Here is a 14332-nt window from a genome sequence, read left to right as displayed (position 1 = left end):
AGATCAGGCGGCGACTGCGGCCGGTTGCTGGATGAATGCCGGCGGCGCAGGCATGCCCGGGGAAATGGTCAGGACTTCAAAGCCGGTTTCGGTCACTAATACAGTGTGCTCCCACTGCGCGGAGAGGCTGCGATCCTTGGTTTTGATGGTCCAGCCGTCGCCCATTTCGCGAATATCGCGGCGACCGGCGTTGATCATCGGCTCCACGGTAAAGATCATGCCGGCTTCCAGTTTTTCCAGCGTGCCGGGGCGGCCGTAATGCAGCACTTGCGGCTCTTCATGGAATACCTTGCCGATGCCGTGCCCGCAAAACTCGCGGACCACGCTGTAGCCGGCTTTCTCAGCATGCTGCTGAATCACATGGCCGATGTCGCCCAGATGTGCGCCGGGCTTGATCTTGGAGATGCCCAGCCACATGCATTCGTAGGTGATTTCGGTGAGGCGGCGCGCCAGAATGGATGGTTCTCCAATGTAAAACATGCGGCTGGTGTCGCCGTGGTAGCCGTTCTTGATGACCGTGATGTCGATATTGAGCACGTCGCCGTTTTTCATCACTTTGTCGCCCGGGATGCCGTGGCAGATAATGTCGTTGAGCGAGGTGCAGATGGCCTTCGGATAAGGCGTGTAGCCTGGAGGGCAGTAATTTAGCGGCGCCGGAATGGTGTCTTGCACATTCGTCATGTATTCATGACACAAGCGGTCCAGTTCGCCGGTTGTGGTGCCTGCCTTGACGAAGGGGGCGATGTAGTCGAGTACTTCTGCCGCAAGTTTGCCGGCAACGCGCATGCCTTCGATGTCTTCGGCGGTTTTGATGGAAATGGAGCCCATAAAATTGTCGCAATTCGCTTAAAAATCATTAAGTAGAGATTATAGACGAGGCAGGGCGGTTCTGTCGGCGGCGATTGGCCCGGGCTGGCGGGCAAAAGCTAATGAAAACAATGCTTTCGGAGCTTGAATGGATTCTCCGGATGAGGTAGAATGCTCGGCTAACTTGAGTTGCTCAGGTTGGAAGGCGAGTATCGGTGTGGCTGCGGGCGTTTTGCATGTGTCTGTGCCGGTGTTGTCTTGAAGTAATAAAGAGTTGTTTATTTGAAACTAAGTTGAATCGCGAATCCGTTCGCCAAAGGGTGTTTGGGTCGGCAGCTTCATGTGAAGCAGTGTTTAAAGCACTACGCAGGCTCGAATGACCGAATGGATTCCAGACCCTAACCCTGGAGAAATTTATGTCCGTAACTATGCGCGAAATGCTGGAAGCCGGTGTCCACTTCGGTCACCAAACACGCTTCTGGAACCCAAAGATGGCCCCGTTTATCTTCGGTCATCGCAACAAAATTCACATCGTCAACCTGGAAAAGACCCTGGGCATGTATCAGGAAGCGCTGAAGTACGTGCGCCAACTGTCGTCCAACCGCGGCACTATCCTGTTTGTCGGTACCAAGCGTCAGGCGCGTGAGACCGTTGCAGCAGAAGCGCAACGCGCAGGTGTTCCTTACGTCGACCAACGCTGGTTGGGCGGCATGCTGACCAACTTCAAGACCATCAAGACTTCGATCAAGCGTCTGAAGGACATGGAAGCGGCAATCGCTGACGGTTCCAACGAAAAGCTGAGCAAGAAAGAAGCTCTGCTGTTCAGCCGTGAACAAGAAAAGCTGCAAAAGGCAATCGGCGGCATCAAGGATATGGGCGGCATTCCTGACGCTATTTTCGTGATCGACGTCGGCTACCACAAGGGCGCCATCACTGAAGCCGCCAAGCTGGGCATCCCTGTTATCGGCGTGGTTGATACCAACCACTCCCCGGAAGGCGTGACTTACATCATTCCTGGTAACGATGACTCCGCCAAGGCGATCGCGCTGTACGCTCGCGGTGTTGCCGACGCAATCCTGGAAGGCCGTGCCAATGCAGTGAACGAAGTTGTCGAAGCCGTCAAGAACGGTGGCGACGAATTCGTTGAAGTGAACGAACAGGCTTAATTTGCCTGTGACGCCCGCAGGCGCTTCAGCGGCGGGCGATAAGAAAAGGGGTAACAGCGAGAGTAAGCGCAGTTCGCCCCTTTTTTTTGAGTAAATTGATCGAATTTTTGATGTGACGTCTCTGATGGCGGCATGTCTACTTAGTTAGGAGAAATATATGGCGGCAATTACCGCAGCATTGGTAGGCGAACTGCGCGCGAAGACCGACGCGCCGATGATGGAATGCAAGAAGGCACTGACCGAAGCCGAAGGCGATATGGTTCGTGCTGAAGAAATCCTGCGCGTCAAGCTGGGCAGCAAGGCATCCAAGGCTTCTTCCCGCATCACTTCGGAAGGCGTTGTCGCAACTTACATCGCCGGCGGCGTTGGCGCCCTGGTGGAAATCAACTGCGAAACCGACTTCGTCACCAAGAACGATGAATTCATCGGTCTGGCAAACGCCGTCGCCAAAGTGATCGCAGAAAAGAATCCTGCCGATCTGGCCGCATTGGCTGCACTGCCGCTGGGTGAAAAGACAGTTGAAGAAACACGTACCGAGCTGATCGGCCGTATCGGCGAAAACATGTCGATCCGCCGCTTCCAGCGTTTCGAAACAGCCGGCAAGCTGGTTTCTTACCTGCACGGCACACGTATCGGTGTGGTTGTTGACTTTGACGGCGCTGACGAACAAGTCGGTAAAGACGTTGCAATGCACATCGCAGCGATGAAGCCGGTTGCGCTGTCGTCGGATCAGGTTCCTGCTGATCTGATCGAAAAAGAGCGTTCGGTTGCTTCGCTGAAGGCTGCTGAATCCGGCAAGCCTGCTGACATCGTCGCCAAGATGGTTGACGGTTCGGTGCAGAAGTACCTGAAGGAAGTGTCGCTGTTCAACCAGTCTTTCGTGAAGAACGACAAGCAAACTGTTGAGCAAATGCTGAAGGCCGCGAATACTTCGGTCAAGTCGTTCACCATGTATGTGGTGGGTGAAGGCATCGAGAAGAAGCAAGATGACTTCGCAGCAGAGGTGGCAGCCCAGGTTGCTGCCGCCAAGCAAGCGCAGTAAGAAACAGGAAAGCGGGCCGAGAGGCCCGTTTTTTTAAGCCTCTCGATTTAGGGAGGCGGCGGGGCCGGCAAGAAATAGTTGGAAATATCTGCGTTGGCAGGCATTTCAAAATGTAAGCAAGTCCCCGGCAGCAGAGTACGGCAGCATACAATAACGTCCTCGCCTGTGCGGTGCGTCGCTGAAGTGATAAGCGGCAAGCCGGCTACAGGCCGCAAGCAATAAGCAGGACGGACAGAATCAGTTAATCGGATAGCAAACGGAGCCCAGCACATGACGACACCAGCCTATAAGCGCGTACTCCTCAAACTTTCCGGCGAAGCCCTGATGGGCGACGATGCCTACGGCATCAACCGCGCCACCATCGAGCGCATGGTTGCCGACGTGGCCGAGATCAGCCAGTTGGGAGTCGAGCTGGCCATCGTCATCGGCGGCGGCAACATCTTCCGCGGCGTAGCGCCCGGCGCTCAAGGCATGGATCGCGCCACTGCCGATTACATGGGCATGCTGGCAACAGTCATGAACTCCCTCGCGCTGGCCGATGCCATGCGTCAGGCCGGCCTGACGGCGCGTGTCATGTCGGCGATCGGCATCGAGCAGGTCGTCGAGCCTTATGTTCGCCCCAAGGCCTTGCAATACCTGGAAGAAGGCAAGATCGTGGTATTTGCCGCCGGCACCGGCAACCCATTCTTTACGACCGATACCGCAGCGGCATTGCGTGGCTCGGAAATCGGCGCGCAAATCGTTCTGAAAGCCACCAAGGTGGACGGCGTTTATACTGCCGATCCGAAGAAGGATCCTTCGGCGACGCGTTACAGCACCATCACGTTTGATGAAGCGATTGCCAAGCATCTGCAAGTCATGGACGCCACGGCATTCGCGCTGTGCCGCGATCAGAAGCTGCCGATCAAGGTGTTTTCCATCGTCAAGCCGGGTGCGCTCAAGCGCGTCGTGCTGGGCGAGGACGAAGGCACTTTGGTTCACGTATAAATAATTTCGTTTTTCGAATACTGTAAGATAGTTTGAGATGATAGGAGAGCAGCATGACCATCGCTGACGTTAAGAAGAGCACCGAACAAAAAATGACCAAGTCGATCGAGTCGCTGCGCGCCGATCTGGCCAAAGTGCGTACTGGTCGCGCCCACACCGGTATCCTGGATCACGTCCAGGTCGACTACTACGGCTCGCCGACGCAATTGTCGCAAGTCGCCAACCTGACGCTGATCGACGCCCGTACCATCGGCGTACAGCCGTATGAAAAGAAAATGCTGGCCGCGGTCGAAAAAGCGATTCGCGAAGCCGATCTGGGCCTGAATCCGGCGACGCAGGGCGAACTGATCCGCGTGCCGACTCCTCCGCTGACGGAAGAGCGCCGCAAGGAAATGGTCAAGCTGGTCAAGGGCGAAGCGGAAGATACAAAAATTTCGATTCGCAACATTCGCCGCGATGCCAACGAAGGTTTGAAGAAGCTGGTCAAGGACAAGGTTTGTTCGGAAGACGACGAGCGTCGCGGCCAGGACGATATCCAGAAGCTGACCGACAAGTTCGTCGCCGAAGTCGACAAGCTGGTGGCAGAAAAAGAAAAAGAAGTTCTGACGGTGTAGGCGCATCGTCGCTGCAGCTTATGCGATGATTCATTCGATGTGGCGCCGCCAGGCTTGGCCAGGCCGGCGCCGGCAACATCGCTCACCCGGATTTTTTACACTGTATGACTCATAAAAGCTCAACCCAGGCTGTGCCGCCGGTTTCCTCGGTGCCGCGCCACGTTGCCATCATCATGGATGGCAATGGGCGTTGGGCGACCAAACGTTTTTTGCCGCGCGTGGCAGGGCACGTCAAGGGCGTCGAGGCGGTGCGCACGATCGTCGAGGCTTGCTCGCAGCGCGGCGTGGAATACCTGACGCTGTTTGCGTTCAGTTCTGAAAACTGGCGTCGTCCCGCCGACGAGGTCTCGCTGCTGATGCGTTTGTTCATGACGGCGCTGGAACGCGAAGTCAGCAAGATGCACGCGAACAATATTCGTCTGCGCGTGGTGGGTGACCTCGGTCGATTCGACGCCAAGCTGCAAGATATGGTCGCCAAGGCCGAGGCGCAGACCGCCGGCAACACGCGGTTGACGCTGACGATTTGCGCCAATTACGGCGGTCGCTGGGACATCATGCAAGCGGTCGGCAAGATGATCAAGGAGCAGCCTGGCGCCACCGATTTTTCCGAAGAGCAATTAACTCCCCATTTGGCGATGGCTTACGCCCCCGAACCGGATCTGTTCATCCGTACCGGCGGCGAAGAGCGCATCTCCAACTTCCTGCTGTGGCAACTTGCCTATAGCGAATTGTATTTTACTGAGACCTATTGGCCCGATTTCGATGGGGCGGAGCTGGACAAGGCGATCGACTCCTATCGCCAGCGCGAACGGCGTTTCGGTCGCACCAGCGAGCAATTGGTCGAGCAGAAAAAGGCCTCCTGATGCTAAAAACGCGTGTCATCACGGCGTTGGTTCTCCTGGCAATTCTGTTGCCTATCCTCTTTTTGAATAATTTCTTTGCGTTTGCTGCTGTGACGCTGGCCTTTTTTGCCGCCGGCGCCTGGGAAGGGCTGCGCCTGTTTCGCCTGTCGCGGCCGCAAGTCTGGGCCGGGTTTTGGGCAGTCGGTTATGCCATCATCATTTTCGTCAGCGGCTTGCCGAGCGTGCGCAGCTTGTTCGGCTTGTGCGTGGCGCTGTGGGTGATTCGCTTCGTGCCGGCGTTGAAGCTTGGCTTACCGGCGCTGGGCACTTCCGGAAACCGCCTGCTCAGCGTGACATACACGCTGGCGCTCATGGGCTGTTTCATTGCGATTGTTTCCCTGTTTCAACACTCTCCCTTGTATTTGCTGTCGGTCATGGCGATCGTCTGGGTTGCGGATATCGGCGCGTATTTTGCCGGCAAGGGTTTCGGCCGGCACAAGCTGGCACCATCGATTTCCCCGGGCAAATCCTGGGAAGGCGCTGTCGGCGGGTGGCTTGCGGTGCTGGTGATTGCCGCTGCCGTGGTCATCTATCTCGACGGCGATACATTTTCGGGGCGTTTGTATGAGCGCTTTGGCTGGCCTGGCTTCATCGTCGTCATGACCTTGCTGGTCGCGGCCAGCGTTGTCGGCGATTTGTTCGAGTCTCAATTGAAGCGCCGTGCCGGTTTCAAGGACAGCAGTAATTTATTGCCCGGTCACGGCGGCGTATTGGATCGGATCGATGCCCTGATCCCGGTTTTGCCGCTGGCGGCGCTGATCGATCTCTGGTTGTAGGAATTTCATGCAGGCAATTACCGTTCTCGGTTCTACCGGTTCCATCGGCGTTTCTACGCTGGATGTCATTGCACGCCATCCGGACCGTTATCGGGTCTATGCCCTGACTGCACACTCGCGTGTGGATGAGCTGGCTGAGCAATGCCTGCGTTTTCATCCCAAGCTGGCGGTGGTCGGTACGGCGCAGGCGGCGCAGGCGTTACAGCAAAAACTCAAGGCCGGCCAGTTGCGCACCGAGGTGCTCTACGGCGCGCAGGCGCTGTGCGAAGTGGCCGGTGCTGCGGAGTGCGATACTGTCATGGCGGCCATCGTCGGCGCTGCAGGTCTGGCGTCGACGCTGGCGGCTGCACGCGCAGGCAAGAAAATCCTGCTGGCCAACAAAGAAGCGCTGGTCATGTCCGGCCAGTTGCTGATCGACGCCGTGGCGCAGCACAAGGCAAGCTTGCTGCCTATCGACAGCGAACACAACGCCATTTTTCAGTGCCTGCCGCACGACTATCGCCGGTCGCTGCCGGACGCGGGGATTTCCAAAATACTGTTGACGGCATCGGGCGGCCCCTTCCTTAAGCGCGACGTTGCTACCCTGGATAGCGTGACACCGGAAGAGGCGGTGGCGCATCCGAAATGGGTCATGGGACGCAAGATTTCGGTGGATTCCGCCACCATGATGAACAAGGGGCTGGAGGTCATCGAGGCGCACTGGCTGTTCGGCGCGCCGGCCGACAAGATCGAGGTCATGATTCATCCGCAAAGCGTGATTCACTCGATGGTGTCCTACATAGACGGTTCCGTGCTGGCGCAGTTGGGTAATCCGGATATGCGTACCCCCATCGCCAATGCGCTGGCTTACCCGGAACGGATTGAATCCGGGGTGGCGCAGCTGGATCTGGCTCAGATCGGGCAGTTATTTTTCGAGCGTCCGGATTTTGGGCGTTTTCCGTGTCTGAAACTGGCGTATGATGCACTGCAAGCCGGGGGCAGCTCGGCGGCGATTCTCAACGCCGCCAACGAAGTTGCCGTCCAGGCATTCCTGAATCAAGAAATCGGATTCCGCATGATTGATCAAGTGATCGCCCGCGTCATGGATAAACTTCCCCATGGTCCCGTCACCGATATCGACGCCCTGATTGAGCAAGATCAGCTGGCACGCTCGTTCGCGCACTCCTGCTTGTCTTTATGATCTTTCTGTCATGAACCTGTTGCACACTCTGCTGGCCTTCGCGGTCGCGCTCGGTACGCTGGTCGTCGTGCACGAACTGGGGCATTACTGGGTGGCGCGCTTGTGCGGCGTCAAGGTTTTGCGTTTTTCCGTCGGCATGGGGCGTGTGATCTATTCCCGCCGCTTCGGTCGCGATCAGACCGAGTGGGCCTTGTCGATTTTGCCGCTGGGCGGCTACGTCAAGATGCTCGACGCCCGCGAGCAGGATGTCAGCGACATGTCGCCGCAGGATCTCAAGCGCGAATTCACGCGTCAGTCCGTCTGGCGCCGTATCGCCATCGTTGCCGCCGGCCCGGTGGCCAATTTCATCCTCGCCATTCTCTTGTTTGCCGGCTTGTTCATGCACGGCATTCCCGAACCAGTCCCCAAGCTGCGCCCGATGGCGGAGCAGACGGCTGCTTATCAGGCCGGCCTGCGCGGCGGCGAAACGATTACAGCAATCAACGGTGTGCCGGTTCAGGCTTGGTCGGAAGTGCGCTGGGAGCTGATGCAGCACGTGCTCGAGAAGACGCCTGCGCGCCTGGATGTGGAGCGCATCAACAATGGGCTTAACGGCGGCAAACTGCTGGATTCGGTCAATTTGCCGCTCGATGGCGTAACGAGCAAGGATCTCGAAAGCGATTTCCTGGCGAAGCTGGGCCTGACGCTGGCGCGTCCTCCGGCCATACTCGGCAAGATCATGGAAGGCCCGGCAATGCAGGCCGGCTTGCAAAAGGGCGACCTGATTCTCGACGTGAACGGCATGCAGATCAAAGACGGTCTGGCGCTGGTAGAATTGGTCCGCTCTTCTCCCGGCAAGCCGCTGCTGCTGCATGGCATGCGCGGCCAAAGCGAATTCCACATCCGGGTGACGCCCGATACGCTGAACGACAATGGCCAGACGATAGGGCGCATCAAGGTGGAAGTGCCGCTGGCGCCGGAAATGATCGTCGTCAGCGATGCCCCGTGGACGGCGATCGCCAAGGGCGCTCAGAAAACCTGGGACACCAGCGCAATGACGCTGAAGATGATAGGGAAAATGATCGTCGGCCAGGTTTCATGGAAAAATATTACCGGCCCGATTACCATCGCCGACTACGCCGGACAGACTGCCAAAGTCGGGCTGGTCAGCTATCTGAGCTTCATTGCGTTTATCAGCATCAGTCTCGGTGTCATGAACCTGCTGCCCATCCCGGTTTTAGATGGCGGCCATTTGCTGTATTATTCGCTGGAGATTTTGACCGGACGTCCTGTTTCTGAGCGCTTTGGGGAAATTGCTCAACGTGCTGGTCTGGGTATTTTGATGACGTTGATGATCGTTGCTGCATTTAACGACATTGTCCGTCTGATGTTTTAAGGATTCGTCCCAAGCCGTCCTGATGGCAAGGATGGCTTTTGACTTTACATATGTTCGACTATTGTTAAAAATTGTCGGCAAAAACATAGTTAATAAACGATAGCTAATGAACTTACATTCTGCGCATTTCCCTGCACCGACCTTTTCCCGTAGCCTGATCGCCGTTGCTGCGCTTGCCTTCTGCAATCAGGCATTCGCCGTCGAACCGTTCGTGGTCAAGGACATTCGCGTCGAAGGCATTCAGCGTACCGAAGCCGGTACGGTGTTCAGCTACTTGCCGGTGCGAGTGGGCGATACCTTCACCGACGAAAAGGGTACTGCCGCGATCAAGGCGTTGTACGCGACCGGCTTCTTCAAGGACGTTCGTGTCGAAGCCGAAGGCGACGTGCTGGTGATCCAGGTGGAAGAGCGTCCGGCGATTGCCAGTGTCGACTTCACCGGCATCAAAGAATTCGACAAGGAACAACTGACCAAGGCGCTCAAGGAAATCGGCGTTGCGGAATCGCGTATTTTTGATAAATCGCAAGTCGATCGCGCGGAGCAGGAGCTCAAGCGCCAATATTTGTCGCGCGGTCTGTATGGCGCCAAGGTCACCACAACGATCACCCCTGTTGAGCGTAACCGTGTTGCGGTGAGTTTTGCCGTGGATGAGGGCGACGTCTCGCGCATCAGGCAAATCAACATTGTCGGCAACAAGGCGTTCTCCGACGGCAATTTGCGCGACCAGCTCAAATTGACTACGCCGGGTTGGTTCACCTGGTACACCAAGGCGGATCAATACTCCAAGCAAAAGCTGGCCGGCGATATCGAATCGCTGCGTTCCTATTATCTGGATCGCGGCTATCTTGAAATGCAGATCGAATCTACTCAGGTCTCGATCACGCCTGACAAGAAAGACATCTACATCACCATCAACATCAACGAAGGCGAAAAATACACGGTCTCCGACATCAAGCTCGACGGCGAAATGTTCGGCATGCAGAGCGACCTGGCAGCGCTGGTTCAGTTGAAAAAGGGTGACGTGTATTCCGGCACCAAGCTCACCGACAGCACCAAGAAGATCAGCGAACGTCTCGGCAATTTCGGCTATGCGTTTGCCAACGTCAACGCCAATCCGAATGTCGACCGCGAGAAGAAGGAAGTTGCCTTCACCATCATGGTCGATCCGGGCAAGCGCGTGTACGTGCGCCATATCAACATTGCCGGTAATACCAAGACGCGCGACGAAGTCATCCGCCGCGAATTCCGCCAGTTTGAAGATTCCTGGTACGACGGCGAAAAGATCAAGTTGTCGCGCGACCGCGTCGACCGCCTGGGCTACTTCAAGGAAGTCACCATCGAGACGCCGGAAGTGCCGAACAGCACCGACCAGATCGATGTCAACATGAAGGTGGAAGAAAAGCCGACAGGCAACATCATGATCGGCGCCGGCTTCTCGCAAACGGACAAGCTGAGCCTGACCGGTTCGATTTCGCAGGAAAATGCATTCGGCAGCGGCAATACCGTCGGTATCGAAGTCAACACCAGCTCCCGTTATCGCACGATCGCGGTGTCGCAGACCAATCCGTACTTCACGGATGACGGCATCAGCCGTACCTATGAAGTGTTCCTGCGGACAATTCGTCCGTCGGCATACACCACAGGTGACTATCGCGTGAAGACGATCGGCGGCAGCGTGAAATTCGGCGTGCCGTTCTCCGAGCTGGACCGCGTCTTCTTCGGCGTCGGTATTGAAAATACCAAGGTCGACACCGACAGTTCCAGCCCGAGCCTGTATCGTCAGTATGTGCGCGACTTCGGCAGCGGCACCGGCGCAAGAGGATGCGATGTCGTCAATGACGGCACTTGCGGCATCGGCACCGCCACCACGACCAGCTTCCCGTTGACCGTCGCATGGCAGCGCGACAGCCGCGACAGCGCACTGGTGCCGACCAAGGGCGTATACCAGCGCGCCAACCTGGAAGTCTCGGGTATCGGCACCTTGCAGTATTATCGTGCGACGTATCAGCATCAATACTTCCAGCCTTTCTGGAGCAATGCCGCGACGCTGGCCTGGAACGGCGAAGTTGACTACGGCAAGGGCTTTGGCGGCAAGCCTTATCCAATCTTCAAGAACTACTACGCCGGTGGTATCGGTACGGTTCGCGGATATGAGGCTTCGTCCCTGGGTAACCTGAAAGACCAATACGGCGATTCCATGGGCGGTGCATCGCGTCTGATCGCCAACGTGGAGTTGCAATTCCCGTTCCCTGGTTCGGGACAGGATCGTAGTTTGCGCTGGTTTACCTTCGTTGACGGCGGTAACGTCTTTGCCGATGGCGAGCGTATTAAAATCAACGATCTGCGCTATTCCACCGGTTTCGGTATCAGCTGGATCTCGCCAATCGGTCCGCTGAAGCTGAGCTACGGTAAGCCGCTGAACGCGAAGACCGGCGACAAGGCGCAAAACTTCCAGTTCCAACTGGGCACCGGATTCTGATCAGCCGATCAGCTCGTGGCATAATAGAAATCTGTATTACGGAGAATGATCTTGAAGTTTATTACTAAATCACTGATGTCGATCCAAGCCGCAACGCTGGCTGTCGGCATGTTGTCGTTTGCAAATGTGCAGGCGCAAGAATCGAAAATCGCTTTTGTCAGTACTGAGCGCATCTTCCGTGAAGCCGTGCCTGCCAAGGCTGCGCAAACCAAGCTGGAAGCCGAATTCGCCAAGCGCGAAAAAGACATCGCAGACATGGCTGCACGCCTGAAGGCACAGTCGGACAAGCTGGACAAGGATGCCGCTGTTTTGTCCGAGTCCGAGCGCGTTAAGCGTCAGCGCGACCTGGCCGATATCGACAAGGAATTCCAGCGCAAGCAACGTGAATTCCGCGAAGACCTGAATCAGCGTCGCAATGAAGAATTGTCGGTTGTTCTGGAGCGCACCAACAAGGTGATTCGCCAGATCGCCGAAGCTGAAAAATACGATATCGTTTTCCAGGAAGCAGTCTACGCCAGCAAGCGCATCGATATCACCGACAAGGTTCTGAAAGAGCTGGCCAAGTAAGCCGGTTCAAATCGTCATCATGCTTACCCCAGGCACGCAGATTGTCCCGAAGAGAAATCGCCAATCTGCGCTGCTTGAGCAGGTAGTGCAATAATCTAAGAAGGCCAAGATGAGTATTCGGCTAGAACAGTTGGTCGAACGCTTGGGTGGCCAGCTAAAAGGCGATGCGCAGATTGACGTCAGCGGCATCGCGCCTTTGGATGGTGCGACATCGTCGCACATCACGTTCCTCTCCAATCCCAAGTTCCGATCCCAGGCAGAGCAGACGCAAGCTGCCGCCCTGATTTTGTCCGAAGTGGACGACGCGGCTGTCGCCGCTTATCCGGGCGCGCGCATCGTCGTCAAGAATCCCTACGCCTATTTTGCCCGTGCAGCGCAGTTATTCGCCGCACAGGCAGCCGTGCCCGTTACCGCCGGCATTCACCGCAGCGCCTGCGTAGACGACACCGCCCAGGTAGCGGCGAGCGCGACGATCGGACCGCAAGTCGTGATTGAAGCCGGCGCCGTCATCGGCGAACGTGTTGTGATTGATGCCGGCAGTTATGTCGGACGCAATGCACGCATTGGCGCAGATACGCATTTCTATGCACGCGTGACGTTTCATGCCGGTTGTGAAATCGGCGAGCGCGGCATCGTGCATTCGGGTGTCGTGATCGGCGCGGACGGCTTCGGTTTTGCCAACGAAGGCGGCGCCTGGATCAAGATTCCTCAGGTGGGCAGGGTGGTCATCGGCAGCGACGTCGAAATCGGGGCCAATACGACGATAGACCGCGGCGCCTTGTCCGATACGGTGCTGGAAGACGGCGTCAAGCTCGACAACCAGATTCAGATCGCCCACAACTGTCATATTGGCGCGCACACCGCGATTGCAGCCTGTGCGGGTATCGCCGGCAGTGCCAAAATCGGCAAATATTGCTCGATCGGCGGCGCGGCGATGATTCACGGCCATATTACGATTGCCGACAAGGTGCACGTCTCGGCAGGCACGCTGGCGCTCCGTTCGATCCTGGAGCCAGGGCAATATACCGGCTTTTACCCTATCGCCAAGCACGGAGAATGGGAAAAATCGGCAGCATTAGTGCGCAATCTGAGCACAATGCGTGAGAAAATCCGTGCGTTGGAAAAAACGATCAAATCGCTTACAGAGCCGCTTACTGAGCACAATACTGAGCAAAAAAATGACTAGTCTCGATATCAATCAAATCAAAGAATACCTCCCGCACCGTTATCCGCTGTTGTTGGTGGATCGCGTTCTTACCTGGGAAAGCGGCAAGGACATCACCGCCATCAAGAACGTGACCGTCAACGAAGAATTTTTCAACGGCCATTTTCCGCACAAGCCTGTGATGCCGGGCGTATTGATGATCGAAGCGCTGGCGCAGACCGCTGCCTTGCTCTCCTTCCTGACTGAAGGCCGCAAGCCTGACGCCAATACCGTGGTGTATTTCGTCGGTATCGACAATGCACGCTTCAAGCGTCCGGTGGAGCCGGGCGACCAGTTGAAGATGCACGTGGAAATTACCCGCCGCGCGCGCGGTATCTGGAAATACAAGGCAGTCGCGACAGTTGACGGCCAGGTTGCTGTCGAAGGCGACCTGATGTGCACCATGCGCAATGCCAACGACGCCAGCCAGGCAGGCTAAGCCATGTCGCGCATTCATCCTACCGCCGTTATTGAGTCGGGCGCTCAGCTCGATTCAACGGTCGAGGTCGGTGCCTATTCGGTGATCGGCGCCAACGTGCGCGTCGACGCCGGCACAAAAATCGGCCCGCACGTCGTGATCGAAGGCCATACGACCATCGGCCGCGATAATCAGATTTTTCAGTTCGGCTCCCTGGGCGCTGCGCCGCAAGACAAGAAATACGCCGGCGAGCCGACTCGTCTGGAAATCGGCGATCGCAACACCATCCGGGAATTCGTCACCTTCAATCTGGGGACGACGCAGGATGCAGGCGTGACCCGCATCGGCGACGACAACTGGATCATGGCCTACGTGCATATTGCCCATGATTGCCAGCTCGGAAACAACATCATTCTGGCCAACAATGCCACGCTCGCCGGTCACGTGCATCTGGGCGACTGGGTATTCCTCGGCGGCTTTACCTCGGTGCATCAGTTCTGCCATATCGGCGCGCATGCCATGACGGCATTTACTGCAGCCGTCAGCCAGGATATCCCGCCCTTCGTCACGGCCGCAGGCAATCGCGCCGTGCCGGCAGGCATCAACAGCGAAGGCCTGAAGCGTCGCGGTTTCACGCCGGAGCAGATCGCCGCCATCAAGCGTGCGTACAAGGCCATCTATCGCTCCAGCCTGCCGCTGGAAGAAGCCAGGCAGGAATTGCTGCTGCAAGAAGAAAAATCCCCCGAATCGGCTGCATACATCCGCCTGATGCGTGAATTCATCGCATCGTCCTCTCGTGGCATCATCCGATAAGA

At 56.8% G+C, this 14332-nt stretch carries 14 protein-coding genes; 13 read left to right on the top strand and 1 reads right to left on the bottom strand.

The genetic code is table 11. The features are described from left to right. Positions 1–3 precede the first annotated feature (3 nt). Positions 4–828 carry a type I methionyl aminopeptidase gene (map, locus tag AKL25_RS07780; RefSeq protein ID WP_050477085.1) on the bottom strand — a complete coding sequence of 275 codons (825 nt, stop codon included), beginning with the start codon at positions 826–828 and terminating at the stop codon, positions 4–6. A gap of 395 nt (positions 829–1223) precedes the next feature. Between map and rpsB the strand changes: the two genes are divergently transcribed. The 13 genes from rpsB to lpxA all read left to right on the top strand — a co-directional run bounded on the left by rpsB (position 1224) and on the right by lpxA (position 14330). After that, positions 1224–1973, top strand: coding sequence for a 30S ribosomal protein S2 (rpsB, locus tag AKL25_RS07775; RefSeq protein WP_050477084.1), 750 nt, complete (start codon positions 1224–1226; stop codon positions 1971–1973). A 157-nt stretch (positions 1974–2130) separates the two neighbouring features. Then, positions 2131–3015: a translation elongation factor Ts gene (gene tsf / locus AKL25_RS07770; protein ID WP_050477083.1), complete on the top strand. Its 885-nt coding sequence runs from the start codon at positions 2131–2133 to the stop codon at positions 3013–3015. 270 nt (positions 3016–3285) lie between these two features. Next, positions 3286–4002, top strand: coding sequence for a UMP kinase (gene pyrH / locus AKL25_RS07765; RefSeq protein WP_050477082.1), 717 nt, complete (start codon positions 3286–3288; stop codon positions 4000–4002). Positions 4003–4055: 53 nt separating this feature from the next. Further along, on the top strand, positions 4056–4616 hold the full coding sequence (frr, locus tag AKL25_RS07760) for a ribosome recycling factor (RefSeq protein ID WP_007875766.1): 561 nt from the start codon (positions 4056–4058) through the stop codon (positions 4614–4616). A gap of 104 nt (positions 4617–4720) precedes the next feature. Continuing rightward, positions 4721–5479, top strand: a complete 759-nt coding sequence (gene uppS / locus AKL25_RS07755) for a polyprenyl diphosphate synthase (protein ID WP_050477081.1) — start codon at positions 4721–4723, stop codon at positions 5477–5479. After that, positions 5479–6294 (top strand): phosphatidate cytidylyltransferase, encoded by an 816-nt coding sequence (locus AKL25_RS07750; protein ID WP_050477080.1) that lies wholly within the window; start codon positions 5479–5481, stop codon positions 6292–6294. Before uppS ends, AKL25_RS07750 begins: the two co-directional genes overlap by 1 nt. A 7-nt stretch (positions 6295–6301) precedes the next feature. After that, positions 6302–7474 (top strand): 1-deoxy-D-xylulose-5-phosphate reductoisomerase, encoded by a 1173-nt coding sequence (gene ispC, locus AKL25_RS07745; RefSeq protein ID WP_050477079.1) that lies wholly within the window; start codon positions 6302–6304, stop codon positions 7472–7474. A 10-nt stretch (positions 7475–7484) separates the two neighbouring features. Then, the gene (rseP, locus tag AKL25_RS07740; RefSeq protein WP_050477078.1) at positions 7485–8849 is read left to right on the top strand and encodes an RIP metalloprotease RseP; all 1365 of its coding nucleotides are present in this window, start codon (positions 7485–7487) and stop codon (positions 8847–8849) included. A 106-nt stretch (positions 8850–8955) separates the two neighbouring features. Beyond that, positions 8956–11328 carry an outer membrane protein assembly factor BamA gene (gene bamA / locus AKL25_RS07735; protein ID WP_050477077.1) on the top strand — a complete coding sequence of 791 codons (2373 nt, stop codon included), beginning with the start codon at positions 8956–8958 and terminating at the stop codon, positions 11326–11328. 45 nt (positions 11329–11373) lie between these two features. Next, positions 11374–11895 (top strand): OmpH/Skp family outer membrane protein, encoded by a 522-nt coding sequence (locus tag AKL25_RS07730; RefSeq protein ID WP_240475678.1) that lies wholly within the window; start codon positions 11374–11376, stop codon positions 11893–11895. A 109-nt stretch (positions 11896–12004) separates the two neighbouring features. After that, a complete protein-coding gene (gene lpxD / locus AKL25_RS07725; protein WP_050477076.1) occupies positions 12005–13081 on the top strand; it encodes a UDP-3-O-(3-hydroxymyristoyl)glucosamine N-acyltransferase in 1077 nt (358 codons plus the stop codon). Continuing rightward, entirely contained in the window at positions 13074–13538 is a 465-nt protein-coding gene (fabZ, locus tag AKL25_RS24540; RefSeq protein WP_050477075.1) for a 3-hydroxyacyl-ACP dehydratase FabZ, read from the top strand. Before lpxD ends, fabZ begins: the two co-directional genes overlap by 8 nt. A 3-nt stretch (positions 13539–13541) precedes the next feature. Then, on the top strand, positions 13542–14330 hold the full coding sequence (gene lpxA / locus AKL25_RS24535) for an acyl-ACP--UDP-N-acetylglucosamine O-acyltransferase (RefSeq protein ID WP_050477074.1): 789 nt from the start codon (positions 13542–13544) through the stop codon (positions 14328–14330). The last annotated feature ends 2 nt before the right edge of the window (positions 14331–14332 follow it).

The sequence above is a fragment of the Herbaspirillum rhizosphaerae genome, from assembly GCF_001189965.1.
Classification (GTDB): domain Bacteria; phylum Pseudomonadota; class Gammaproteobacteria; order Burkholderiales; family Burkholderiaceae_D; genus Herbaspirillum; species Herbaspirillum rhizosphaerae.
Note: the sequence above shows the minus strand (reverse complement) of the source record. Positions and strands in the feature narration are given on the sequence as shown.

What these genes read in the sequence shown, in the direction of transcription:
- map (WP_050477085.1), bottom strand. Translation starts at nt 828, where the DNA reads ATGGGCTCCATTTCCATCAAAACCGCCGAAGACATCGAAGGCATGCGC.
- rpsB (WP_050477084.1), top strand. Translation starts at nt 1,224, where the DNA reads ATGTCCGTAACTATGCGCGAAATGCTGGAAGCCGGTGTCCACTTCGGT.
- tsf (WP_050477083.1), top strand. Translation starts at nt 2,131, where the DNA reads ATGGCGGCAATTACCGCAGCATTGGTAGGCGAACTGCGCGCGAAGACC.
- pyrH (WP_050477082.1), top strand. Translation starts at nt 3,286, where the DNA reads ATGACGACACCAGCCTATAAGCGCGTACTCCTCAAACTTTCCGGCGAA.
- frr (WP_007875766.1), top strand. Translation starts at nt 4,056, where the DNA reads ATGACCATCGCTGACGTTAAGAAGAGCACCGAACAAAAAATGACCAAG.
- uppS (WP_050477081.1), top strand. Translation starts at nt 4,721, where the DNA reads ATGACTCATAAAAGCTCAACCCAGGCTGTGCCGCCGGTTTCCTCGGTG.
- AKL25_RS07750 (WP_050477080.1), top strand. Translation starts at nt 5,479, where the DNA reads ATGCTAAAAACGCGTGTCATCACGGCGTTGGTTCTCCTGGCAATTCTG.
- ispC (WP_050477079.1), top strand. Translation starts at nt 6,302, where the DNA reads ATGCAGGCAATTACCGTTCTCGGTTCTACCGGTTCCATCGGCGTTTCT.
- rseP (WP_050477078.1), top strand. Translation starts at nt 7,485, where the DNA reads ATGAACCTGTTGCACACTCTGCTGGCCTTCGCGGTCGCGCTCGGTACG.
- bamA (WP_050477077.1), top strand. Translation starts at nt 8,956, where the DNA reads ATGAACTTACATTCTGCGCATTTCCCTGCACCGACCTTTTCCCGTAGC.
- AKL25_RS07730 (WP_240475678.1), top strand. Translation starts at nt 11,374, where the DNA reads ATGATCTTGAAGTTTATTACTAAATCACTGATGTCGATCCAAGCCGCA.
- lpxD (WP_050477076.1), top strand. Translation starts at nt 12,005, where the DNA reads ATGAGTATTCGGCTAGAACAGTTGGTCGAACGCTTGGGTGGCCAGCTA.
- fabZ (WP_050477075.1), top strand. Translation starts at nt 13,074, where the DNA reads ATGACTAGTCTCGATATCAATCAAATCAAAGAATACCTCCCGCACCGT.
- lpxA (WP_050477074.1), top strand. Translation starts at nt 13,542, where the DNA reads ATGTCGCGCATTCATCCTACCGCCGTTATTGAGTCGGGCGCTCAGCTC.